The following is a 24460-nucleotide window of genomic DNA, read 5'->3' on the forward strand; positions in this document are numbered from 1 at the left end:
TTAAAGAGGAGAAAATTCCTTCATACTTGTAATCTCTTGAAATTTTAAACCTGTGTCAAGGTTGAAACCACCGTACTCTTTCAAAAATGCTTCTCTCTTAATACGATTGTTCAGATATTCCCATGCAAGAGTAACTGCGTCTTTTGCAGAAGTAGTCGCATTATTGACCAATGTTATAAATGAGTCATTTCTCTTGATCGACTTATCTGCCGGATAGTGCCATTCCCTTTCCTCATTATTCATGATACGAGGATCAATTTCAGTTTGAAGTGGAAGCATGAGTACTGTAGAATTTGCTTTTTTAAAAGTTATCATATCAATGAACTTCAATATATTTCGAGTAACACTCTTTTTTGTATCAAGCACTTTATTGAATCTTAAAAAACCGATATAGGAATCATTAATCACATCCAGAGGAATCATTTTTCCTTCAGAGCCAATATACTTTTCTTTAAATTCAACCGGAAAAGTTTCTTGAAGTCCTCTTTGCCAAAATTTCCAAATCATAGGGTCTAACTTTAATATCCCGTCTCTCCCTCGGACTCTCACATCAACATGGTGAGGAAAATCATAATCATGAGGGCTCATTCCCCATCTGTAATGCAATAAATAGGAGTCGAGTGCGTACTCTACCTTCAAGTGGGCAATTTGTGCTTGAGAGCTAATCTTTGGGTTCTTATTATAAAAATCACCCGATATGTAAAAAATGTACGGATGAGTTACAATATCGACAACGCAATGGACTAAATAACCAAAAGTAAATGCTATAAACCTGTCTCGATAAATTCCATCTTCGGTTTCAAAAATAATGTCTAAAAAATTCAAAATCAATTCAGCTACATTTTTATGATGAGACAAATCACCCCAATATTGAGATTTTTTATTCAAAACGGGCGTAAGAAGATGGTAAAAATAAAAAATATCCGGGGCAACAGTCCCAAGGTTTGCGTAATTTTTATTTTCCTCAATTCTTAAAGTTTTAGCAATTTTTTTTTGTTCTACAGTGCCGTGGTCCAAATGCTTGCAAACCTGTGACAACACTTCGAGATGAGTAATTTTCCCTGCCATAATAGCCTCTATCAATGATTTGAATTTTAAAAAATTCTGCAAATAAAAAATTTTTCTAAAAGTATATTTCCCCTAAAAAGACTTTTTGCAAATGAACTATTCATCAAAATTTCAGCTTCGGTAATCATTACTCTGAGAATTTCTTAGAAAAAATACATTAAGGTCAATAGAGAGTTATCCTATTCTATGCTCTTTTACTTCCGTATTGCTAAATTGTGACAAAAGTTTGAATATAAAAATTTATGATATTTATCATAATGAAAATTTAGAAGTATTTTGATATAGGTCAATTAAACTTAAAATTTTCTATGATAGAAACATAAGTATATAAAATATGTTCATATACAGGAGGAATATAGAAAATCATGAAAAAAAGAAATACTTACTCGGTGAGTCTCACTCTTTTCATTCTTATTTTTGTTTTAGGGATTGGCTGCTCTAAAAAAGAAGAGAATGCAAGCAGTGAAGAATCTGGTAAAAGTAAAATAAATCCTATGGAAGTTAAGGGAATTGGTCCAGTTTCAAAAGTTGATCTTGGGGCTTTAGATGCAAAAAGAGCAGGTAAAGGAAAGACTGAGTTTGAGTCTAAATGCTCGGCTTGTCATAAGATTGATGAAAAAGTAGTGGGGCCTGCCATAAAAGGAATTACTACCAGAAGGACTCCCGAATGGATTATGAATATGATTTTGAATCCGGTCGAGATGACTCAGAAAGATCCTATTGCAAAAGAGCTTCTTGAAGAGCATCTAACACAAATGACTTTCCAAAATGTAAGTCAAGACGAAGCAAGGGATATGCTTGAATATTTCCGACAGGTAGATGAACAAAAATAAATTTAACAAGGAGTAAAATATGCTGGCAAAAGCAATGCTGAAACTTGCGTTACTCGCAATTTCTTTCAGCTTAATCAACCAGTGCGGCGGTTCCGGAGGGAAGGCTACCTTAGCGGCTAACGCAGCACAAAAAGTATATGTTGCCCCAGGTGAAAAGGACGAAGTATATGCCCTTTTGTCTGGAGGATTTAACGGACAGGTAAGTGTACAAGGTATTCCTTCAGGAAGAGTATTCAAAATTATTCCTGTATTTTCATTGCACACTGAAAATGGGTATGGATTTGACGAAGAAACTAAAGATATGCTTCTCACTTCCAAAGGTTATATTCCTTGGGATGATACTCATCATCCGGAGGCTTCTCTAACCGATGGAAATCACGACGGTCGTTGGTTATTCATTAATGGAAACAACACTCCAAGGATTGCAAGAATTGATCTGACTACTTTTGAAACAAAAGAAATCATAGAGATTCCAAACATTGCAGGGAATCACTCTTCTCCTTTCCTTACCGAGAACACAGAGTACGCAATGTCTGCAACCAGATTTAGTATTCCTGTTCCTCAAAGAGATATCGCTATCGAAGAAATGGGAAAAGGTAAGTTCAATGGTGTTCTTTCCATGATCAAAATTGATCCAAAAACAGGAAAGATGAGTCTTGATCTACAAACTATGCTACCTGCTTATGATTATGATTTGGCTCGTTGTGGAAAAGGGCCTTCTCGTGATTGGTGCTTTTTTAGTATGTACAATACTGAAATGGCGTTTCAAATGCTTGAGGTTGGGGCTTCAAAAAAAGATAAGGATTATATCCTAGCTTTCAATTGGAAAAAAGCAAGTGAATGTAAGGCAAAAGCAAGAGACTTTAGTGGTACTTATGTTCACAATATATGGCCTGAAAACCAAAAAACTGTTTCAACCAAACATAATGGCGTGAAAATGTTAGACCCGAAAGATTGCCCTGGAATAGCGTATTTTTTACCGACTCCAAAAAGTCCACACGGTGCTGACGTTGATCCAACAGGTGAATACATTGTAGGTGGTGGAAAATTAGCTACGATTATTTCAGTCCACTCTTTTTCTAAACTTTTAAAAGCCGCAACAGACCCGGCAGCAAAAGATGGAGAAGCTGGAGGAATTCCTATTTTAAAATATGAATCAACTCTTGCAGGTGAAGTAAAAAAACCATGTCTTGGTCCTCTACATACAGAATTTGACAACAATGGGTATGCTTATACTTCTTGTTTTGTTAGCTCCGAGGTAGTAAAATGGAAACCCGGTACATGGGAAGTAATACAAAAACTTCCTGCATACTATAGCGTTGGTCACTTAAGTATTGTGGGTGGCGATAATAAAAAACCTTTCGGAAAATATCTACTTGCTATGAATAAAATCACCAAGGATAGATACTTACCTGTAGGAATGGAATTGCCTCAATCTGCACAGCTCTACGATATTTCTGGAAGTAAAGCCGAGCTTTTGGCTGACTTTCCTACAATTGGGGAACCTCATTACGCCCAGATGATTCCAGCGAAACTTCTCAAAGATAAAACTAAAAAGATTTATCCTCTTGAAGAAAACAAGCACCCTTATGCTGCAAAAAAAGAGTCTGAGGCTAAAGTAGTTAGAGAAGGAAATGTAGTTAGAGTGTATTTAACTGCAATCCGATCTCATTTTAAGCCGGACATGGTTCAAGTGAAAAGAGGAGACTTAGTGTATTTCCACGTTACAAATCTCGAGCAAGACTTTGATATTCCGCACGGATTTGCAATTGCAGGTGCACCTTTACCAAACATCCTTGTGATGCCAGGTCAAACTCGCACGGTGAAATGGGAAGCGAAAGAAGTTGGAGTATTTCCTTTCTATTGTACAGATTTCTGCTCTGCTCTGCATCAGGAAATGCAACAATACATCAGGGTAACTCCTTAGTTTAACCAAAGAATTGAATAGAAGTGGAGCAGAAAATATTTTTTTGCTCCACTCTATTTACAAAAATTGAAGCGAAAAGAAAAAATAATATTTCGATTCTTAGTAAAATCAAAAAATCGAAAAACAAACAGAGGCTCTAATATGTTTAAAGTAATCAGCGGTTTAAACCGTCACTTAATCTTAGCAATAGTTGTTCTTTTAATCGGAGTTTATTTTGTACCGATTTGGTATATTTCCCTTGCAGCCCCTCAGTATCCAGAGGGTTTAAGTATGAATATCTGGATTAATAAAATTAGTGGGGGCACTCCTTATGATTTGCAAAATATCAATCTGCTAAACCATTATATCGGGATGGCTGAAATCGTAGAAACATCCATTCCGGAATTATTATTCATGCCATACATTTTAGCGTATATGATAGCAGGAGCAATCGTAACCTATTTTTTTCCGAGATATATTATGTACATTTTTGGTATAGTAAACTTTGTTTTAGTTGCTAGTGCAGGGTTGTATGATTTTTGGAGATGGGAATACAATTACGGACACAACTTAAAACCTGACGCTGCCATTGTAGTTCCAGGGATGACTTACCAACCACCACTTTTATTTTGCAAAGAATTATTGAATATCACGGCTTGTAGCCTTCCTCACTTAGGTGCATTTTTTCTATTTGCTTCTTTGGGGATATTGATATTTGTAGTATGGAAAGAAAAAACTATTAAGGTTGAAAATTAAACAAGAGGTATAACAATGAAAAGAAAAGATTTTATTTCAAAAGCGACAGCAATTACAACAGGTCTTGTTGCAACAGGGATCTTGTCCCAAACAAAAAAACACGACCATGACCATTCTGACCCAAACCACAAACACGATCCGAAACACGACCACTCAAAACATATTAAATATGGTATGTTGATTACAAAAATAATGGATTGCATCAAAACAGGAAATATCTGCAAGGATCATTGCCTAATGTCTCTTGCAGATGGAGATAAGACTATGTTGGGTTGTGCAAAATCTGTAAATGAAATGCTCTCTTCTTGCGAAGCACTATTTCAACTTGCAGTTACGAATTCTGAATTCACTCCAAAAATGGCAACTCTGTGCATGGAAATTTGTTTAAAGTGTGAAAAAGAATGCCAAAAACACGCATCCAAACATAAAGTGTGTGCTGATTGTGGTGCAAGCTGTAAAGCGTGTGCTGATGAATGCAAAAAAATAGCAGCTTAATCTAAAATGAATTTCAAAAAAATTATAATAGCGATAACTATTTTATCGCTTTTTTTTTGTGGGTGCATTGATAAAAATCCGGAAAATATTTCTCCAGGAGAAAAGAAATGTGAACACTGCAAAATGGATATAGCACAAATGAACTACCATTCACAAATCATCTCTCCCAAGGGAAGAAAATTTCATTTTGATTCTATAGAGTGTATGATTTCCTATTGGCTAGAAAATGAACATAGGACAGAAAAACTATTTGTTAGAAATTTTTCTGACTTTAAAAATTCAAAAGAATGGCTTGAGATTTCCAATACATTTTTTTTGAAATCAGATAAATTAATTTCTCCGATGAGTGCAAATATTTCTTCTTACAAAAATCTTGAAGGTGCAAACAAAGCCAAAGATGAATATGGCGGGAAAATTTTAGACCTCTCTGAATTGAAACAATACATTCGTACAGATTGGAAAAAGGAATTATCAGAGAAAACAAAACACTAATGCTTTATTTATTATTTTTTATCGGTATCTTTTCTATTTCAGAAACTTTTGCATCTACCCTAATTGTAGATCCTAAAGGGAAAATTTCAACCATTACGGAAGCTATACAATTAGCAAAAGACTCCGATACAATTGAAATTTCACCCGGGACTTATTCCGAGGGAATGATTACTATAACTAAAAAACTTCGTTTGATTGCAAAAGGAAATGTAATCGTGGACGGTCAAACAAAAGAGCATGTAATCAGTATCAATGCGGATAACGTCCGAATTGAAGGAATGCAAATCATGAACAGTGGAGTTAGCTCCATGAGAGAATTTGCAGGGATTCATGTTAAAGGCTCCAAAAACTGTGAACTTGTAGGAAATAAATTAATCAATAACGCTTATGGTTTTTATCTTGAAAAATCAGAAAATTGTTTAATCGAAAACAACGAATCAATCGGAAATGCTAAAGATGAAATTTACGGTGGAAATGGAATTCATCTCTGGTCAGCTTCCGGGCACACCATTAAAGGAAATACTCTCAACAAACACAGAGACGGTTTATACTTTGAATTTTCATCTAATTTAAAAATTGAAAATAATTCAAGCTCTGATAGCATTCGCTATGGAATGCACTTTATGTTTTCCCATGAAAATGTATTTCGTAAAAATAAATTTTTTCGTAACTCCTCAGGTGTTGCAATTATGTATTCACGAGATACGATAGTAGAAGAAAACACTTTTGAGCAAAACTGGGGTAGTGGGTCTCATGGAATATTGTTAAAAGAAATTTCTACAAGTAGATTTTATAAAAATATTTTTAAAGAAAATGCACAAGGTATATATGCAGACAACGCAAATAGAAATATTTTTTCAGAAAATCAATTTTTGAGAAATGGATGGGCTATCAATATTCTTGGAAACTGTGAAGAAAATAAGTTTGAAAGAAATAATTTCATAGAAAACGTGTTTGATCTTGGAACAAATTCTCGTGACAACTCAAATGATTATACTGGAAATTATTGGGATAAATACAGAGGATTCGATATGGATAAAGATGGCGTAGGAGACAAGCCTCACACACCAGTGCAATTTTTTGGATATTGGGTAAACGTATATCCGGTACTGACACTTCTCTTTGAGTCTCCAATAGTAGAAATGTTAGAAATAGCAGAAAAGGCATTTCCAGTAATTAGCCCGGTATCCCTTTTAGATTCAAAACCAAGTTTAAGAGTATTTCAATTATGATAGTAATAAAAAATTTATCAAAAACATTTAACGGAAATAAAGTAATCAGTGATTTTTCTCTTGCAATCGAAGAAAATCGAATCACTGCTCTTGTAGGTCCCAATGGCTCAGGAAAGACTACACTTTTAAAATGCATTCTCGGACTGACCTTCCCTGATCCAAACAGCTCAATTGAAAAAGATGGAATCAAAATTTCTTCAATAGAAGAAGAAGTGCATAAAGAAATCGGCTATATGCCTCAAACTCCAAATTTTCCTAAAAATTTAAAAGTTACAGAAATCCTCGATATATTCAAAAGAATAGATTCTGCTCCTCCCGATTACATGCTTGAACTCATGGGAGATTTAGAAATCTGGAAATTTGAAAATAAATTATTTGGAGAGCTATCAGGTGGAATGAAGCAAAAAATAAATATCCTGCAATGCTTCGGCTTTAGAAAGAAACTCTATATTGCAGATGAACCTACTTCCAGTTTGGATCCGCACATGTCTTACTTCTTAAAAAGTCTATTAAAGAAAAGAAAAGAATCAGGCGCATCCATTATTTTTACTTCTCACATAATGAGTGAAGTACAAGAAATTGCTGAAAAAGTCTGTCTTCTTGTAGATGGCCGATTGGTTCTACACGAAACACCTTCAAATATTTTATCCATGAACAATGCTTCTAACTTAGAAGAAGCAATGAGAATGTACTGGGAGAAAAGAAAATGAAATTATTTTCACAAGATTTTCGTCAAATCGTGTATCTTGAATTTTATGAAAATATCCGCAACAAATGGGTTTTTCTTTATGCAATTGCTTTTTTTATGATTTGCTCTTTGACAATTTATTTTGGTGGGAAACAAAGCTCTAAGATTACAGCCAGTTTACTGAATATTTTTCTATTACTAATTCCAATCTTTGGGCTATTGTTTGGCAGCGTAAATTTTATGGAATCTCTTCCGTTTATGGAGGTAATTTTATCTCGTCCTGTAAGTAGGGCAAAACTATTTCTTGGCAAATGGATTGGAGCTAACCTCGGACTCAATCTCGGTTTTGTTTCTGGTACAGCAATTCCTTTGATCTTATTTATGGATCCAAGCGAAGGAAAAATTTTTCTCTCGATACAACTACTGATTTATGGAGTTTTATTAAACAGTATATTTCTTAGTCTCTCATTTCTTGCGTCCATCATAATTATAAAAAAAGAAATGGTACTCGGAAGTATTTTAATTATTTGGTTTTACTTTTACTTTTTATACGATCTGTTAATAGTCGGGATTAGTATTTTCTTTGGAGAGTATCCTCTCGAAGTTCCAGTTCTTGGAATGGTTTTGCTAAACCCTTTAGATTTAGTCAGAGTAATTATTTTACTACAAATGGATTCTGCGGTATTACTCGGATTTACTTCAGCCTTCTTTCAAAAATATTTAGGAAATGTAAGCGGGATTTTTCTTTGCTTTGTTTTCTTAAGTGTGTGGATTATTACACCTATTTTTATCGGTGTCAGGATCTTTAAAAGCAAAGATCTGTAAAGGTTTATCCTATCGTATTTTCTCATAAACTAATTTATGTCTAAAATACCCGCAAAAATGTTGGAACCCCAATTCGGGGGACGAATGATTGAAATAGTGGAGTTGGAATTTTTTTTATATAGCTCTATCTTTTTGTTAGAGGTTTTTAGCTTTAGTATAGTTTTTTAAAATTTCGCATTTAGTGCAGATTTTGCTCTTTTCGTGCTAAAATGTGGGAACTCCATTCTTTTTTTGAGGAATTGCACATTTAGTACGGGTTCAGAACTTTTCGTGCAAAAATGTGGGAACTCCACTTTTTTGGGGGATTTCAAGAGATTACGCATTTAATGCAGAATTTGGACTTTTTCTGTAAAAGTTAAAAAATTTTTTCTAAAATCGCAAAAATTTTATTTCTATCACGATATTATTTTACCTTATATCAAGAGGCAAGAAATAGTGGCTGGGGGCAGAAACTATATGAGGAAAAAATTTTTGTGTTAGGAGAATACTATGAACCCGGAAAAATTTGAGCGAACTCAATCAAGTTTACTCATTCCAGAAAAATTTATGGATGAGTTTAATTGTAGGACAGAAAATATTTCGAGAGAGGATTACTTGCATGATTTGTTAGAGAGGTACAGGAATGTTTTGCTGTGGAAGACTTTTGAGAAGTTGGATTGTGTGAAAACTTGTTACCAAGAAGAAGGGCAGAATCTTCAGAAGAAGAACTTTCGCCCTGAGAATGCAGATTGGATTGAGCTTGGTGAGTTTGCTCAATGGCTTGGTATTTCAAGAACGGCTCTTTTTACTCTTCTTTTGTTACTTGACATTGCCGGATGGGACATAATCATCCCTGCCAAGTTCTATGACTTTGGAGTTCCACCCAAGGTCAGTTCGATTGCGATAGGAGTTTACCTCTCCAAGAGAAAAACCATACGATACAATAGGCTGATACGACATAAGATGTGGCGAAACTAAAAAAAATACAAAACAAACAAAAAAAAATAAAGGGCCTTCTGAAAGTGGACAGGATAGCTATCTCTGGAAAAAATCGTCTAATTTTTCATTTGGTGTTTCAATTTGGCTACAATATTGATTAACCAAATCAGTCATAGAGACAATCTGAAATATTGGATGATCCAAAATACCACTATTTTTCAATTCATTTCTTTCCTCTTCTATTCCATCAATGTGAATCCACGTATCAAACCTTGAGCTACCATTTTCCGATATTTCTACCGCAATGATATACTCAAAAAGACCAAATTTTTTAATAAACACTTTAAAACTATCCAAAGGAGACTGAAGCAATTTTTCTCGAAATTTATGAGATTCGCTTGGGTAATTTTCTGGTTTGTTTTGACTATAGTATCGATTTAAAACTTCTACTATTCTTATAAATTCTTCTTTCTTATTCTTTAGCTCAACCCAGTTTGAATCAAACATTTTCTCAGATTTTGTATTTATTTTTTTATTCATAAACCTATCCCTTATTTTTAATCTATAAGGTAAAAAAAAATCAGAGTAGGAAAATTTTTTTTACGTTTTACTAAATTATATAGTTCAGAAAACTATCAAAAAAGAGATAAAATAGGAAACAAACGTAAATATTTTTAAAATTCATATCAATAGAGGAGAACAACATGAGTAAAATTAAAGTAAAAACCCCATTAGTAGAATTAGACGGAGACGAAATGACAAGAGTAATCTGGAAAGAAATCAAAGACAGATTCATTTCGCCCTATCTCGACATTCAGTTAGATTATTATGATTTGTCGGTTACCTATCGTGACAAGACAGAAGATAAAGTTACAGTAGACTCAGCCAATGCGATTATTAAGTATGGAGTAGGTGTAAAATGTGCAACTATTACTCCAAATGCAGACAGAGTAAAAGAATATTCCTTGAAAAAGGAATGGCCTTCTCCGAATGGAACAATTCGGTCTATCTTAGACGGGACGGTTTTTCGTAAACCAATTATTGTAAACAATATTCCTGCTGCAGTCAAGTCATGGAAAAAACCCATCATCATAGGAAGGCACGCTTATGGAGATATTTACAAAAATACAGAACTAATCATCGACGAGCCGGGGAAGGCAGAAATAGTATTTACAAATTCTTCTGGTGCAGAAAAAGCAAGAGTAACTATTCAAGATTTTAAAACTCCGGGTGTAGTGATGGGGATGCACAATATAGATAAATCCATTGAAAGTTTTGCTAAAGCTTGTTTTAATTATGCTCTATCAGAGAAAGTAAATATTTGGTTTGCAACCAAAGATACAATTTCTAAAAAATACCACGCTAAATTTAGAAAAATTTTTGATGAGATGGCAGTTTCCAAAAAATCTGAACTTGAAAACGCTAAAATTGACTATAGCTATTTTCTAATTGATGATGCAGTCGCTCAAATCATAAAGCACGAGGGAGGAATGCTCTGGGCTTTGATGAATTACGACGGGGACGTTATGAGTGATATGGTAGCATCCGGATTTGGATCACTTGGCTTAATGACTAGTGTATTAGTTTCTCCTGACGGAAAATTTGAATACGAAGCTGCACACGGAACGGTTACTAGGCACTTCCGTAAATACCAAAAAGGAGAAACGACATCTACAAATTCAGTTGCTTCTATTTTTGCTTGGACAGGAGCTCTCGCTAAAAGAGGAGAGTTAGACGGAATACCTGAGGTTACAAGTTTTGCACAAAATTTAGAAAAAGCTGTTTTAGATACGATTGAATCTGGCGAGATGACAAAAGATCTAATCCTACTAACTACAAGCGCGAATAAAAAAGAATTAGATACTTTTCAGTTTATGGAAGCAGTTCAAACAAGATTGAACAAACTAATTTAAGAAAATTTTTGCCACTTCAAGAAATTGGGGTGGCTATTCCGATATTCTATATGATGAAATTTTCTTCTAATGCAATAGTAGGACTTGGATTTACGGCATTTATGCTTGTAAGTTTTTATTTCACGATTATCAAACAAGTTGATATAGATTCCAAATACCCTTACAAGCTCAAACTATACTACTCAAAGATAGACGGGATCCGAAAAGGTACAGAAGTTTATCTAAATGGTATTTTATTTGGAATGGTGAATAGTTTTCAAGAAATCTCTGCAAATGATGTCCCTGATAAAAGATTTTTAGAATATGGGAAAAGCGATGCAATAGAATTGGTTCTGAAAATTTCAGAGCCTTTGACTTTATGGAATAATTACAAAATTCGATTTAAGAATACTACAATGTTTTCTGGAAGAACAATCGAAATAGACCCCGGATCTTATGAAGGCGAATCTTCTACCTATTTTCAACCAAGTTTTAGAACAGGAGAAAAAATTCCTGACTTTTCTCCATCGGCAAGTTACTATGACGATTTTTTTGCATCTTCTGCAAGACTAATAGAGGACAACCGTCCAGAGATTAAAATTGCAGTAGAGAATCTAACCGAAGTTTCAACAAAACTTCAATACGGAAACGGGACTCTCCCACAATTCATCAATAACGATATAGTTTATGATGCGTTAGCCGAAACAGCAAGCGACCTGAGCATATTTGGAAAAGATTTAAGAAGAACCCAAGAATCACTTAGAGAGTCCAATATTATCCCTGCACCTTTTGCAATCAATCTTTATAAAAGAAATACTACAATCGGTAGAATTTCTGATAGGCTTTATGTTGTAAAACCACAAAGTCAAAAAAATCTTGAACTATATTACAAATCAAAACTACTTGGCTTATGAAAGTTGCGGTCATTCACGATTGGCTAACAGGGATGCGGGGAGGAGAAAAAGTACTTGAGTCTATTTTAAAAATTTTTCCAAATTCTGAACTTTTTACACTCTTCTATTCAAAGGGCAGCCTAAGCCCTCTAATCGAAAATCGAAAAATCCATACTGCATTTACAGATAAACTCCCATTTAAAAAATCTAAGTATAGAAATTATCTGCCTCTATTCCCAACTGCCATAGAAACGTTTGATTTAAGAGGATTTGATCTAATTCTTTCCAGCTCTCATTGTGTAGCAAAAGGAATAATCTCCCCTCCGGATTCAACGCACATTTCTTATATCCATTCACCCATGCGTTACGTTTGGGATATGTACTACGAGTATTTTCCGAAAAAATCCGGGATAAAAAATTTCTTGATTCAGTTCATCTCTAACTACTTAAGAATATGGGACGTAACCAGTGCTCAAAGGGTAGATAAATATGTGTGCAATTCTAAATTTGTAGCAAAAAGAGTGAAGAAATACTATTCCAAAGACTCTAATGTAATCTACCCGCCGTGTTTGGAAACTGGTACCAAAATAATCAATGAAAAAAAAGAGGATTATTACCTAATTGTTTCTGCCTTTGCTCCCTACAAAAGAATTGATCTCGCAATAGAATCTTTTCGTATCAATGGAAAAAAGTTAGTAATCATTGGAAGCGGGCAAGACGAGGGAATTCTTAAAAAAAGTGCTCCTAAGAATATAACCTTTCTATCAGGTGTCTCTAAAACTGAAATAGAAGAGTATTATAAAAGAGCAAGAGGGTTTATTTTTCCGGGGTTAGAGGACTTTGGGATTACCCCTGTAGAAGCACAAAAATTTTGTACCCCTGTAATAGCCTACGGCAAAGGTGGGGTTTTAGAGACTGTCAATGACAAAAAGACAGGTGTTTTCTTTCAAAATCAGAATATTGGAGATTTGAACGAGGCTATAATGGTTTCAGAGAAAATTCGGTACAATCCGGAGGATTTCCAAAAGAATATTGAAAGATTTACCGAAGAAAAATTCATAATTGAAATGAAAAATACGGTCGATGAAGTACTTAGGGGTAATATAAGTTTTGATCGTAGTCCACAGGTTAAACAAAAGCGAAGTAGTAATAAACGCTAGTCAGATTGAATCATTAGAATCAACCCCCGATACTGTAATCGTACTCGTAAATGACAAAAGATATATAGTACGAGAAACTATATCTGAAGTCATAGATAAGGTTATAGAATATAAAAAAAAGATATTTCAATTTCCTTTTAATGGAACAGAAAAAAAGGGATAATGGTTAAATTATGGATATAGCTACAATCATTGGTTTAGCGTTTGGTTTGACAGTACTACTACTTGGAACTATAACAGCGGGTTTAAATCCGATGTCGATTTTGGATATTCCTTCGATTTTGATTACATTTGGTGGTGGTATTGCTGCAACAGTTATTTCTACTTCTTGGTCAAATACAATGAATATTGTAAATGTATCGAAAAAAGCATTCTCCGAACCAAAATTCGATATACCCGGACTTATTACTACTCTTGTTTCTTTTTCAGAAAAAGCAAGAAGAGAAGGACTACTTGCACTCGAAGATGATGTTTCTGAGTTGCCCGATGAATTTCTTCGTAAAGGAATTCAACTTGTAGTGGACGGAACAGACCCTGAATTAGTGAGAAATATCATGGAAACTGAAATGTCGAATATTGCCTCGAGACACTCCTCGGGTAGGAACTGGTGGGATTCCCTAGGTGGTCTTGCTCCCGGATTTGGAATGCTTGGAACTCTTATCGGACTTATCGGTATGTTGAAAAACATGGGCTCTGGAGATTCGAGTGCAATCGGTATCGGTATGGCTGCTGCTCTTATTACCACGCTTTACGGATCTTTTATATCCAACCTGCTCGCTATCCCAATGGTAAAAAAACTCATGATGAGAAGTGAAGACGAATTATCCATGAAACAAATTATGATAGAAGGCACATTGTCCATCCAATCCGGGGACAACCCTAGGATTGTAAAAGAAAAACTTTCCAGCTTCCTCTCTCCTTCCGAAAGAGGAGCCTTGAAAGATGATGAAAAATAGGAAAGCATAGATGGCAAAACAACAAAAGTGTCCAGAATGTATTCAAAAAGTAGCGGAGTATATGCTTACCTATGGGGATATGGTCACTCTACTTCTATGTTTTTTTATTATGTTATACACCACAGGTAAAACTAACGCACGTGAAATGCAGATTATTTTATCTGTGTTCAAGTCAACAACCGGGTTTTTTGACGGAGGACAAACTCTATCCAAAGGTACCTTAGAAGAATTTGGAATGAATATTGAATCCCTTCCTTCACAAACAAGAGGAAAGGCTCTTTCCAAAGCAAAAAGAACTGCAACAGAATTATTTAAACCAGAAATTCGTGCAGGGAAAGTTAGGGTTTCTGAAGACGAGAGAGGGCTTGTGATTTCTTTAGCTGGGGCTGACTATTTTGATCCCGGGTCGGCTATTTTATTACCAGAAATAAAAGAAACTTTAAAGAAAGCGTCCGGGTTAATGAAAGAATTAGAAAGATTTGTAAGAGTCGAAGGACATAGTGACGAAGACGCAGTCCTACCCGGTACAAATCCCGGAAGAGAAGAAAGAATTTATTTGAATAACTGGGACCTTGCCGGTGCGAGAGCAATCAATTCCACAGTGTATCTTATTAATTATGGGAAGTTAGATCCAAGCTGGTTTCAAGCAGTAAGTTTCGGCTCATATCGACCCATGATAGTAGAAGATCCTGGCAGCCCAGAAGCAAAAGCGTATAACAGAAGAATTGATATAGTAATTTTAACAGAGAGATCGGTTAAGAGGAAAACGTCAGAGAGCAAATTCGGACTCCCTAAAAGCAAAATCTCAAACACCGAAACTACAACAGAGGAAGAATAGGAGAAAAATATGGGTGATGCAGAAATAGATGATGAAGGCAGTGCCCCGGCGGCTGAAGCGACTGGAAGTTCACCGATTATTAAATGGCTATTGTATATCGCAGGAGCCATATTTGGAATAATTATTGTTGTTGTAATAGCTATGTTTGTAGCTCAAAAAACTGCAACCAGTGTATTTAAACAACAAAAAAATATAGCATTAGTGAAAGCCCCTCCCCCACTCGACGTATTTAGATTTACAGATGAATTTAGAATAAATACTGCCGATGTCGGAGAATCTCATTTTATTAAATTGAAACTTTCTTTTGGTTACGACAAAGGGCAAGCAGCACTCGGAGGCGAGCTTGCAGAAAGGATGCCACAAATGCAAAATATCATTAATCTGATAATTTCCAGAAAGACTAAAGAAGATTTAAGAACAGTGGTTCAACAGCTTGATTTACGAGAAGAAATAAAAGCTCATATCAATCATATCTTGACAAATGGCAAGATCAAAGAAGTTTACTTTCAAGAATTTATCATCAATTAAGGGTTATTCTTCCAAAGCTGAAAAAATTTCTTTAAGTAAGGTTTTTCCTTCTTGCTTACTTCCGGTTTTTTTATCAATGTATTTGTTTAAAAATCCCGGGAGTTTTTTATTTCTGACGTTGTAAGAAATGATTTTTTTATTCAACTGAATAGATTGAGTTTTTGTAAATTGAAAATTTTCAGAAATTTTTTTTGACAGTAGATTGCTTTCCTCAGTAGGATTGGTTTTGCTACTCAAAACTCTACGATTCAAAAAATCTTCAATTTTTAGTACATTTTCTTTGACTAACCTCCTGATCAAATTTTTGGTAATAGAATTTTTTTCCAAAAAATCTGATAATATTTTAATAATAAAGATTCTGTCCGGTCCGAAAAAAACTGAAGATGCCTCAAAAAATCCGGAAGACTCCATATCAACAAATACCTTCTCTTTGAAAATAGAAGAATCAAAGACAGGAGTATCTGAGGTTACAATAGAAATCTCTCTAAACGAACTTTGGAATACATCAGGATAGTAATCTTTTTTTGTTGCCAAGTCTGTAACTTTATGGACTAAAAAAATATCTCCGATAGATTTACTTAGATCGTTTGACCCACAAATCCCAATATTGAATATGAAATCATTCGAGCTTATTTTGAATTTATTTAATAAAATCGCAGTACCTATCGCTGAATTAATTTTACCTACACCGGTGATAATTAATTTTATCCGATCACTTGAATAAATAGAAAATCTATTTTTCGTATCTTCTAATTTTAATTGAAAATTTTCGATAATCGGTTCTGCCTCAGACCTTAAAGCAACCGAAACGAATACCATGAAAAGAAGCTCAATTCATTCCGTAGATCATCTCATATATAACTTTCATTCCAAGTTGCAAATTTTGAATAGATATACTTTCATTTTTCCCATGCATTCCATCTATATCTTCTGCAGTCATTATCGCAGGTATTAGCCCATAGCACTTTAAACCTAACTTTCTTAAAAAATGAGAATCAGTTGCACCAGGAGAAAGAAAAGGAGTAATTACTGCCCCAGTTTCATTTTTCATTGCGACAGAGGAAAGAATCTGAAATAGCTCACCGTTTAGATCGGAAGAAGTAGGTGGCTGTTTACTGATAACCTCAATTGTAATATTTCTCCCTTTAGCCAATTCTTGTATTTTCTCTAAATAGTTTTCCGGTGTTATTCCGGGGAGAAGACGAATATCTACTACCGCTTCTGCCTTGTCCGTTATTACATTGGGTCCTGCTTTTTCTGTGCTTAGGGAGGTTATGCTCCTTGTATTAGATGTCATGGCTCTAAGGTGACGGTTTCCCTTTATTATCCCTGCTAAAATCTTTTTCACAATTGGGTTATGAGCTCTTTTTAAGAAAAAAGAATTAGGGAATTTGCTTGCTTCACCCATCTGATAAAAAAATTTAGAAGTCTCATCCGTGATTGTAACCGAAGTCTCCATTTCTTGCAAATCGAATAAAAACTTCATCAAATCCAATGTAGCGTAGTTTGTTGGAGGTGTACTACCATGACCCGAAGTACCGGTTGAAATAACTCTAATCCATAAAATCCCTTTTTCTGCGTATTGCAGATTAAAAATCTTAGATCCGGGAATAGCCACATCTTTAGTACCAACTCCACCTTCGTTCAAAACATATTCATAGCCTTTAAAAATTTCAGGATGTCTTTCTACTAAAAATTTTGCTCCTTGCTTACTCCCAGTTTCTTCATCTGCCATTGCAAGAAACATCAGCTTTCTTTTGAGTTTAATATTTTTTTTCTTAATTTGGATAAATGCGTGTAACTGCATGATCCCCATTCCTTTCATATCAACAGCACCACGCCCGAATACTCTCCCGTTTGCTATGTCGCCCGAAAAAGGATCCCTTTCCCACTCTTTAGAATTTGCTTCAACTACATCTGTATGATTGGCAAGAATCACCCCACCTTCATTCAATTCACCGGGTAGTTCTGCGATTAAGTTGGCTCTCAATGGGTCGCCCGGGTATTCTATTATTTTAGAAGAAATCCCTTCTCGTTTTAGAATTTTTTGCAAATATAGACAGGCTTCTTTTTCATTCCCGCGAATTGAGCGGATTTTGATATACCCTTGTAAATCTTTTGCTGCCGTATCAGAAATTAATTTCCAATCGATCGAGTCTTTTGGAAGAGGGTATGAGCCTTCCTTTGCAATTGAAATCCCATATTCGTAACTGAAGGAAATGTATAGAATTAAAATTAAAAATATTGAAATAAGAGTAATTGATATTTTTTTAGTCATTCACATACTATATTATTTAAAAAAAGAAACGCAAGTATTTTTTAGGGTAGTTTGCATTTTAAACTATACACTGGAATTATATCGAGGATTATGAAAAAAGTTTTTCTTGGAGTATTTATTTGTTTTATTCCAATATATTTTTTGGTTAAAATAGACCCGAGATTTGTATTTACTGGGGATGGACTAAATAAGCTAATCCAATCAAAATCTCTACTGGAGAACAATTTCAAAAGCGAAGAAATTTTCTACCCTGCAAGAGATATTGACCCGGATTTTAATTCCTATCCTTTCCAAGGAGTATATCTTATAAAACAAAACGATAGACATATCGGACAATACCCTATATTTTTTTCGTTTATAAACGCATTACTATTAAAAATTCTTCCCTACTACTTTTTACCCGGAAATTCTTACCTATTTGCGATTGTTTCTCTTTTTTTATTATATAAATATTGGAATGTTAGTTTAAAGTTTATTCTATTTACGGCAGTATGCACAAACTTTCTATTTTATGGAATAGAATTTAACGAAAATTTATTGTTGGTCTTTCTCCCATTTGTAGCAATTACAATTTTATTTCATTACGAAAGTTCTAAACATAAACTAAGTATTTTATTTTTATCCGGGTGTATAATGGGTAGCGCTGTTTGGCTTAGGCTAGAAGCATTACTTTTTTTTGTTAGTCTTATAGGAGCATGGATATTTTTAAAAGGCTTTGAAAATAAAACATTGAAAGTTGAAAGATTATTTTTTATATCTGGGTTTACTTTAGTTCTTTTTTTATTTTTTTTATTTAACCAATGGAACTACTCCCACTTCTTAGGACCCAGATACATTGCAAACCAAGGGGAATTTTTATCTGGTACCATGTCGAGTAAACTCACCCAAGCCTTCACGATTGCTTTTGCCGGACACTTAAAACTTGGATTTTTTGGATACACACCACTGTTCTTACTTATATTAGTAAACCCAGTATTATCTATTTTTAAAAATTTCTCTGAAAAAATAAAAATTCTTAACTGTACAATTATATTTTTTATTATTCTCGTTTTACTTTCTGCCCCAAACGACGGGGTAGTGAGCTGGGGGTCTAGATATTTAGCCCTGGCAATTCTACCGAGTGTAATAGTTTTAGATGAGATTTTTAAACATATCCAATTCCAAAAAAATATTACGAAAAAATTATTTTCTACTATAACAATTCTATTATGTGTATATTCTATATTTATAAGCCTGCTTGGTTTTACATTTACAAAAAATGCCAACCGACAACTAAAAGAATACCAAAAAGAATTCACACCATATAAAAATGACTATAAAATTTTTTCCTCCACATTTATGTCCACAATGATTGGAACAGAATACTTCTACTCAATTTATCTTATTCCCAAAGATAAGGATAGCTTAGTTGACTTAATCTCAAAAATAAAACTAAAAAAAGATAAAAAAAGAATCATATTCTTTGAATCTATTGAAGCGAATAAAGAAAAACTTTTCCAAAAAAAAGAAGAGTCTAAAAAAATATACAAGAATTTTCTATTTTTCCTTTTTCGGTTTTTAACTATAGATGATTCTGATAAAGCGCATATAGAAAATATTGATTTTAAAAAAGAATCTTATCTAAAAATTTTAGAGAAAAGTTTTTATAAAGAAAAAACTATGTCAGGAAAATATACAAACGCAAGTATTTTTTTAATCCAATAATTGAAAAGGAATCCTATCATTGAAGAAGTATAGATTAACAGACCAAAAAAGTATTCTGGGAGCATTGAGTAAGTTAAAAGATAAAACTCTCCAATCCCCTACAAACAACAAACACTATTCTATTACGAATATCTCAGGCGAAAAAGATATTTTAAATTCAGTGAATATTACTATCGCACCAGAAGAAGGTGAAATCGGAAAACCTCAAATCTTAGTTTGTATTTTAAAGGAAAACAAAGCTGAATTGAGAATTAAACAGGTAAACCCTTACCAAGATGATTTATTTTCTGTTTCAGAATTGATCATTGAGCCTTTAGAAAGATCTGCTGAAAGAGCTGCAATTAAAAATATCAATATATGGAATACCCACGTTTCTCCTCAAGTTGATTTGACTATGGTTCTTTCTCTTTACGGAAAGACCTCTATCATCACTCAAACCATAAATCAATTCCAATTAATGCTCGAACATACTTTGAATCAATACGGTTACTTTATTAAAAAAGTAAACATTGGCTTTTTTTATGCTTCTGATTCACCTTTGATTGATAGCATTGGTGAAGCAAAGTCTCCTTTTTTTATTCGAGACTCCTATCAAAAAAAATTCTATACAGAAAGGTCTTTTTATAACCCGGTCGGAAAACTAAAAGATCGAGAAATTGATGCGATGTTAAAATCTTTTCTTTATGGGAATATCAAATCCACTCTTATCGTTCCATTTTATGGTGGGGAAAACGCAATCGTTGGTTACGTGGAACTTCAAAGCAACCTCCCCAATCTCGGAAATACAATTCTTCAAGAGGAAATTGAATCTCCCAACGGTATAGGGATTTTAATCAGTTTTCTTGAAGCAAAGTTAGAAGAATTTACTTATGAGTTAGAGCTTGCTTATGTAAAAGAGTGGAAATTCATTTCAAATAAAGATGATATCATTGATATAAGCCAAGACGGTAGAGGTATTGGGCTGCATTTCTCCTCAGTGCAAAACTCTTCTCTTCTCGTAGTTGGCTCAAAAATTACTTTTACTATTCAAATCAACTCTATCAACTATGAATTTTTTGGAAGCATCCGTAATATCAAAAAAGGAAAAACTCCGGAAGATGGGCTTATCGTAGGAATTAAGATTTATACTTGCAATATTCCTGAAGGAATTTCTCTTCTTTCTACTTATGCAGCAAAACTTATAGGGACAACAATTTAGGAGCAATAATGAAAAAAATCTTTTTCACAAAAATGGAAGGCATCGGTAATGATTATGTGTATATTGATGCAACAAAAGAAGACATTCAACTCACACCGAAAGAAATACAATTTCTATCCGATAGAAATTTTGGAATTGGAAGTGACGGAGTAATTTTTATCAGGAATTCATCTAATGCAGACTTCCTTATGGATATGTACAATTCGGATGGCTCTTCATCAGAGATGTGTGGAAATGGAATTCGCTGTGTAGGTAAATATGTGTTTGATAAAAAACTAACCAATAAAACAAACCCGAAAATTGAAACTGGAAAAGGAATACTCGAATTAGAGCTTTCTTTAAACACTGATAAAAAAGTGAAAAGTGTAACCGTGGATATGGGCTCTCCAATTTTAACTCCTTCTGAAATTCCAGTCAACCTAACAGGCAAAGACCCAATTATAGAAAGAGAAATTTCCATAAATAGCTTCGACCTACGTTTTACGGCTGTAAGCATAGGAAACCCACACGCTGTGATTTTTGTAGAAGACTCCGATAAATTTCCGGTAGCTGAAATTGGTAGATTGATTGAAAACCATTCCATGTTTCCAAGAAGAACCAATGTAGAATTTGTAACTGTTAAAGGGAAAGATCACTTATACCAAAGAACTTGGGAAAGAGGAGCCGGAGAAACATTGGCTTGTGGGACTGGGGCTTGTGCTGTGGCGGTTGCAGGATTTTTAACTAATAGATCGGGCAGAAGGGTGCAGATTGATTTACGAGGAGGCAGCCTTGAGATTGAATGGAAAGAATCCAATAACGTAATTATGAAAGGGCCAGCGAAAGAAGTATTCACCGGAGAAATTGAGCTAAGCTAAGATGTGGTTCAAAATTTTACTGCAACGTATTTAGAATTTCTTAGATCCCAAAGGCAGAAACTGCTTCTTCCTCTGACTTACACACTTCTAAATGCTGCTCCATACCAGTAAGTTTAAATACCTTAGCAACGCTCCCGGTGATATTTATCACCTTTAACCCACCGTGGTATTTTTTTAGTCTATACATACCTGTAACTAAAGTGCCAATTCCCGAAGAATCAATAAAAGGAACCTTAGCCAGATCAATCACAACCTGAAATTTCTCCTCTTTGATCATAAGGTCTAAGCAGTCTTTCAATTCCTTAGCATTGTACAAATCTACCTCACCGGCAATGCTAATAATTTGAACACTGTTATTTTCTCTAATGTTTATTTCCATGGCTCGAGCTTCAAATATATAATATATTATTTCCTAAAAGAAAAGCAAATACAATTCTCTCAAGAAAACGCCTTTCTTAAAAAAATTTAAAATTTGTAAAATACCCCAAAACTTGTCTTAGACTCAAAAATAGACTCTCCTAAAAACCCTTTTTTTACAGAAGGAGTATAATTGAATAAAATTCCTTGGGTGGCGTCATTTTTGTAAAAATAGCCTGCATCAACAATATTGATTAAATAAACTAAAATTGCGCTGAATAAATACATATTTCTCTCTTTTTGGTGGTTTTCTACTGCCTCTTTTTGGCTATCGAAAGAATGGCTGTAAATATAGGCAGTGCCGGGATTCAAAAATGTAGCCGATGAAGGTGCTTGGCTAAAATAGGGTGAATTCAATGAATTGTAATCATTGGACGCATTTCTATACTCTCTGTTTTTTTGATACGCCCCAAACAATAACACTCCAATAACAGAAGGATATACAATTGCAAAAATATTTCTATTTTCCTTGTATTGCCCCCAGCCGGGAAGAACCATCGAACTGAAAATTATGTTTCTTCTGGAATACTGGGTTTGTTCTTTTTTTGACTCTTTTTCGGTAATTATAGGCTCTTCACTAATTTTTTTATCTGTGAGTTTTTTGTTCTTCTCTAAGATTTTTCTTTCTTCCTCTTCCTTGATTTTCTTGGCTTCGTTTGCATCAATATCTTTGTAAACAATTTTTAAAATAGAATTTTTAGAGTAATTTTGCGTGCTCCCATTTTCTTTTTTTATTGTGATTTCTTTTGGATTTTGATTAACAACTTTTGCTTTGATAATATTGCCATTTTTGAGTATTACAGTTTCAGAAAAAATACTCAAAGAAAAGACAAAATATATAAATACAAAACTCTCAAAAAAATACTTCATCGCTTATGGATATTTTTTATTTATTAAAAAATCTTGTAAAGGTTTTTTTTACATTCTAAAAATACCGAATCTCGGATCATCCATTGAGCGATTCTCTGAAACAGAAAGCGCAATTCCAAGGGCTTGTCTTGTTTCTTTAGGGTCTAAAATCCCATCGTCCCACAATCTAGCAGAACTATAGATACAAGAAGATTTATTTTCATAGTCTGTAAGGATTGGCTTTTTAAAATTTTCTTTTTCTTCTTCGGTAAATTCTTTTTTTTCTTTTGCGAGCTGATCCATTTTTACAGTAAGAAGTACGTTGGCTGCCTGCTCCCCTCCCATCACTGAAATTCTGGAATTTGGCCACATCCACAAAAACCTTGGACCGAAAGCCCTACCGCACATCCCATAATTTCCGGCACCGTAAGAGCCTCCAATGACTACAGAAAATTTTGGAACTACAGAGGTAGAAACTGCGTTTACCATTTTAGCTCCATCTTTTGCAATCCCTCCATTCTCGTATTTTTTACCGACCATAAACCCAGTGATATTTTGTAAAAATAATAATGGAACTTTTCTATGATTGCAAAGCTCTATAAAGTGTGTTGCCTTTAAGGCACTTTCAGAAAATAGCACTCCATTGTTGGCAATAATACCAATAGGCTTACCGTAAATATTGGCAAAACCGGTAACGAGAGTAGTTCCATAATATTTTTTGAATTCGTGAAACTTGGATCCATCTACAATTCTTGCAATCACCTCTTTTACGTTGTACGGTTTACGGACATCTTTACTGATGATTCCATAAATTTCATCTGCCGGATACAAAGGCTCTTCATAAGTATTGGTTACTTCATTTTTCTTTCTATTCAAGTTTGCAATGATAGACCTAGTGATTGAAATTGCGTGGTTATCATTTTCTGCGAGGTGGTCCGTGACCCCGCTAATCCTGCAATGAACTTCAGCGCCACCTAATTCTTCAGGGGTAACGATCTCTCCTGTAGCTGCCTTTACTAATGGAGGTCCACCTAAAAATATAGTACCGTTTCCTTTTACAATAACAGACTCATCGCTCATAGCCGGAATGTACGCACCACCGGCAGTACAACTGCCCATCACTACAGAAATCTGCGGGATTCCGACTGATGACATTTTTGCCTGATTGTAAAAAATTCTGCCAAAGTGCTCCTTATCAGGAAAAACTTCGTCTTGCATTGGCAGAAAAGCTCCCCCTGAATCTACTAAATACACACAAGGAAGGTTATTCTCTAAAGCAATCTCTTGGGCGCGTATATGTTTCTTTACTGTCAAAGGATAATACGTTCCTCCCTTGACTGTAGCGTCGTTTGCTACGACTACACACTCTATACCGGAAATTCGACCAATCCCGGTAACAATTCCCGCAGCCGGAACCTTATCTGAATATACTCCTTCTGCTGCAAGTGAAGAAAATTCCAGAAAAGGAGTCTCTCTATCAAGAAGAGATAGAATTCTTTCTCTTACTATGAGCTTTCCTCTTTCTTTATGTTTTGCTATAAGTTTTTCTCCACCACCCATTCTTGCTACTTCGATCAATTTTTTAATATCTTGAACTTTTCCAAATAGGTCATTATAATTTTCTTTGTATTCTTTTGAATTGACTGAAACTTGAGATTGAAGTATTTCCATAATTAA

At 34.5% G+C, this 24460-nt stretch carries 25 protein-coding genes and 1 pseudogene; 19 read left to right on the plus strand and 7 right to left on the minus strand.

Going from position 1 to position 24460, the window contains the following annotated elements; translation table 11 throughout:
• Nucleotides 1–1068 carry a zinc dependent phospholipase C family protein gene (locus HS129_10150; GenBank protein ID MBE7412401.1) on the minus strand — a complete coding sequence of 356 codons (1068 nt, stop codon included), beginning with the start codon at nucleotides 1066–1068 and terminating at the stop codon, nucleotides 1–3.
• A gap of 494 nt (nucleotides 1069–1562) precedes the next feature.
• Here HS129_10150 and HS129_10155 point away from each other — a divergent pair, with 494 nt between their 5' ends.
• The 9 genes from HS129_10155 (at nucleotide 1563) to HS129_10195 (ending at nucleotide 9252) form a co-directional block, all read left to right on the plus strand.
• A complete protein-coding gene (locus HS129_10155) occupies nucleotides 1563–1901 on the plus strand; it encodes a cytochrome c (GenBank protein MBE7412402.1) in 339 nt (112 codons plus the stop codon).
• Between the two features lie 19 nt (nucleotides 1902–1920).
• On the plus strand, nucleotides 1921–3828 hold the full coding sequence (gene nosZ / locus HS129_10160; GenBank protein ID MBE7412403.1) for a Sec-dependent nitrous-oxide reductase: 1908 nt from the start codon (nucleotides 1921–1923) through the stop codon (nucleotides 3826–3828).
• A gap of 141 nt (nucleotides 3829–3969) precedes the next feature.
• Nucleotides 3970–4563, plus strand: coding sequence for a hypothetical protein (locus tag HS129_10165; GenBank protein ID MBE7412404.1), 594 nt, complete (start codon nucleotides 3970–3972; stop codon nucleotides 4561–4563).
• A 15-nt stretch (nucleotides 4564–4578) separates the two neighbouring features.
• Nucleotides 4579–5058 carry a four-helix bundle copper-binding protein gene (locus HS129_10170; protein ID MBE7412405.1) on the plus strand — a complete coding sequence of 160 codons (480 nt, stop codon included), beginning with the start codon at nucleotides 4579–4581 and terminating at the stop codon, nucleotides 5056–5058.
• A 6-nt stretch (nucleotides 5059–5064) separates the two neighbouring features.
• Complete coding sequence (locus HS129_10175; GenBank protein ID MBE7412406.1) at nucleotides 5065–5550, plus strand: nitrous oxide reductase accessory protein NosL; 486 nt, start codon at nucleotides 5065–5067, stop codon at nucleotides 5548–5550.
• Entirely contained in the window at nucleotides 5550–6782 is a 1233-nt protein-coding gene (locus HS129_10180; GenBank protein ID MBE7412407.1) for a nitrous oxide reductase family maturation protein NosD, read from the plus strand. Before HS129_10175 ends, HS129_10180 begins: the two co-directional genes overlap by 1 nt.
• On the plus strand, nucleotides 6779–7492 hold the full coding sequence (locus HS129_10185; GenBank protein MBE7412408.1) for an ABC transporter ATP-binding protein: 714 nt from the start codon (nucleotides 6779–6781) through the stop codon (nucleotides 7490–7492). The genes HS129_10180 and HS129_10185 overlap by 4 nt, the downstream gene beginning before the upstream one ends.
• Nucleotides 7489–8295, plus strand: a complete 807-nt coding sequence (locus HS129_10190) for an ABC transporter permease subunit (protein MBE7412409.1) — start codon at nucleotides 7489–7491, stop codon at nucleotides 8293–8295. The genes HS129_10185 and HS129_10190 overlap by 4 nt, the downstream gene beginning before the upstream one ends.
• Before the next feature lie 489 nt (nucleotides 8296–8784).
• Nucleotides 8785–9252, plus strand: coding sequence for a DUF1564 family protein (locus HS129_10195; protein ID MBE7412410.1), 468 nt, complete (start codon nucleotides 8785–8787; stop codon nucleotides 9250–9252).
• A gap of 57 nt (nucleotides 9253–9309) precedes the next feature.
• Here HS129_10195 and HS129_10200 read toward each other — a convergent pair whose 3' ends face one another.
• Nucleotides 9310–9753: a hypothetical protein gene (locus HS129_10200; GenBank protein MBE7412411.1), complete on the minus strand. Its 444-nt coding sequence runs from the start codon at nucleotides 9751–9753 to the stop codon at nucleotides 9310–9312.
• Between the two features lie 164 nt (nucleotides 9754–9917).
• Between HS129_10200 and HS129_10205 the strand changes: the two genes are divergently transcribed.
• From HS129_10205 to HS129_10235, 7 genes are read left to right on the plus strand one after another with little or no spacing between them, the layout of a single operon-like run.
• Nucleotides 9918–11126 carry an NADP-dependent isocitrate dehydrogenase gene (locus HS129_10205; GenBank protein ID MBE7412412.1) on the plus strand — a complete coding sequence of 403 codons (1209 nt, stop codon included), beginning with the start codon at nucleotides 9918–9920 and terminating at the stop codon, nucleotides 11124–11126.
• Between the two features lie 8 nt (nucleotides 11127–11134).
• Complete coding sequence (locus tag HS129_10210; GenBank protein ID MBE7412413.1) at nucleotides 11135–12019, plus strand: MCE family protein; 885 nt, start codon at nucleotides 11135–11137, stop codon at nucleotides 12017–12019.
• Entirely contained in the window at nucleotides 12016–13158 is a 1143-nt protein-coding gene (locus HS129_10215) for a glycosyltransferase (protein ID MBE7412414.1), read from the plus strand. Before HS129_10210 ends, HS129_10215 begins: the two co-directional genes overlap by 4 nt.
• Nucleotides 13109–13321, plus strand: a complete 213-nt coding sequence (locus tag HS129_10220; protein MBE7412415.1) for a flagellar FlbD family protein — start codon at nucleotides 13109–13111, stop codon at nucleotides 13319–13321. Before HS129_10215 ends, HS129_10220 begins: the two co-directional genes overlap by 50 nt.
• 10 nt (nucleotides 13322–13331) lie before the next feature.
• Entirely contained in the window at nucleotides 13332–14114 is a 783-nt protein-coding gene (locus tag HS129_10225) for a motility protein A (protein MBE7412416.1), read from the plus strand.
• A 10-nt stretch (nucleotides 14115–14124) separates the two neighbouring features.
• Complete coding sequence (motB, locus tag HS129_10230; GenBank protein ID MBE7412417.1) at nucleotides 14125–14952, plus strand: flagellar motor protein MotB; 828 nt, start codon at nucleotides 14125–14127, stop codon at nucleotides 14950–14952.
• Between the two features lie 9 nt (nucleotides 14953–14961).
• On the plus strand, nucleotides 14962–15480 hold the full coding sequence (locus HS129_10235; GenBank protein ID MBE7412418.1) for a flagellar basal body-associated FliL family protein: 519 nt from the start codon (nucleotides 14962–14964) through the stop codon (nucleotides 15478–15480).
• A gap of 3 nt (nucleotides 15481–15483) precedes the next feature.
• On the opposite strand, the gene HS129_10240 is transcribed toward HS129_10235, so the two are convergent.
• Nucleotides 15484–16299 (minus strand): hypothetical protein, encoded by an 816-nt coding sequence (locus tag HS129_10240; GenBank protein MBE7412419.1) that lies wholly within the window; start codon nucleotides 16297–16299, stop codon nucleotides 15484–15486.
• Nucleotides 16300–16309: 10 nt separating this feature from the next.
• A pseudogene (locus tag HS129_10245) lies at nucleotides 16310–17764 on the minus strand (M20/M25/M40 family metallo-hydrolase).
• Between the two features lie 84 nt (nucleotides 17765–17848).
• Between HS129_10245 and HS129_10250 the strand changes: the two are divergent.
• Genes HS129_10250 through HS129_10260 form a run of 3 tightly spaced genes read left to right on the plus strand, consistent with a single transcriptional unit; the run spans nucleotide 17849 to nucleotide 21517 of the window.
• A complete protein-coding gene (locus HS129_10250; protein ID MBE7412420.1) occupies nucleotides 17849–19462 on the plus strand; it encodes a hypothetical protein in 1614 nt (537 codons plus the stop codon).
• Between the two features lie 19 nt (nucleotides 19463–19481).
• The gene (locus HS129_10255; GenBank protein ID MBE7412421.1) at nucleotides 19482–20660 is read left to right on the plus strand and encodes a hypothetical protein; all 1179 of its coding nucleotides are present in this window, start codon (nucleotides 19482–19484) and stop codon (nucleotides 20658–20660) included.
• Between the two features lie 8 nt (nucleotides 20661–20668).
• On the plus strand, nucleotides 20669–21517 hold the full coding sequence (locus HS129_10260) for a diaminopimelate epimerase (protein ID MBE7412422.1): 849 nt from the start codon (nucleotides 20669–20671) through the stop codon (nucleotides 21515–21517).
• A gap of 40 nt (nucleotides 21518–21557) precedes the next feature.
• Here HS129_10260 and HS129_10265 read toward each other — a convergent pair whose 3' ends face one another.
• The 3 genes from HS129_10265 to HS129_10275 all read right to left on the minus strand — a co-directional run bounded on the left by HS129_10265 (nucleotide 21558) and on the right by HS129_10275 (nucleotide 24454).
• Nucleotides 21558–21896 carry an STAS domain-containing protein gene (locus HS129_10265; GenBank protein MBE7412423.1) on the minus strand — a complete coding sequence of 113 codons (339 nt, stop codon included), beginning with the start codon at nucleotides 21894–21896 and terminating at the stop codon, nucleotides 21558–21560.
• 86 nt (nucleotides 21897–21982) lie between these two features.
• Nucleotides 21983–22804 (minus strand): hypothetical protein, encoded by an 822-nt coding sequence (locus HS129_10270; GenBank protein MBE7412424.1) that lies wholly within the window; start codon nucleotides 22802–22804, stop codon nucleotides 21983–21985.
• Between the two features lie 48 nt (nucleotides 22805–22852).
• Nucleotides 22853–24454 (minus strand): methylcrotonoyl-CoA carboxylase, encoded by a 1602-nt coding sequence (locus tag HS129_10275; GenBank protein MBE7412425.1) that lies wholly within the window; start codon nucleotides 24452–24454, stop codon nucleotides 22853–22855.
• Between the last annotated feature and the right edge of the window lie 6 nt (nucleotides 24455–24460).

The organism is Leptospiraceae bacterium, assembly GCA_015075105.1.
Classification (GTDB): Bacteria; Spirochaetota; Leptospiria; order Leptospirales; family Leptospiraceae; genus JABWCC01.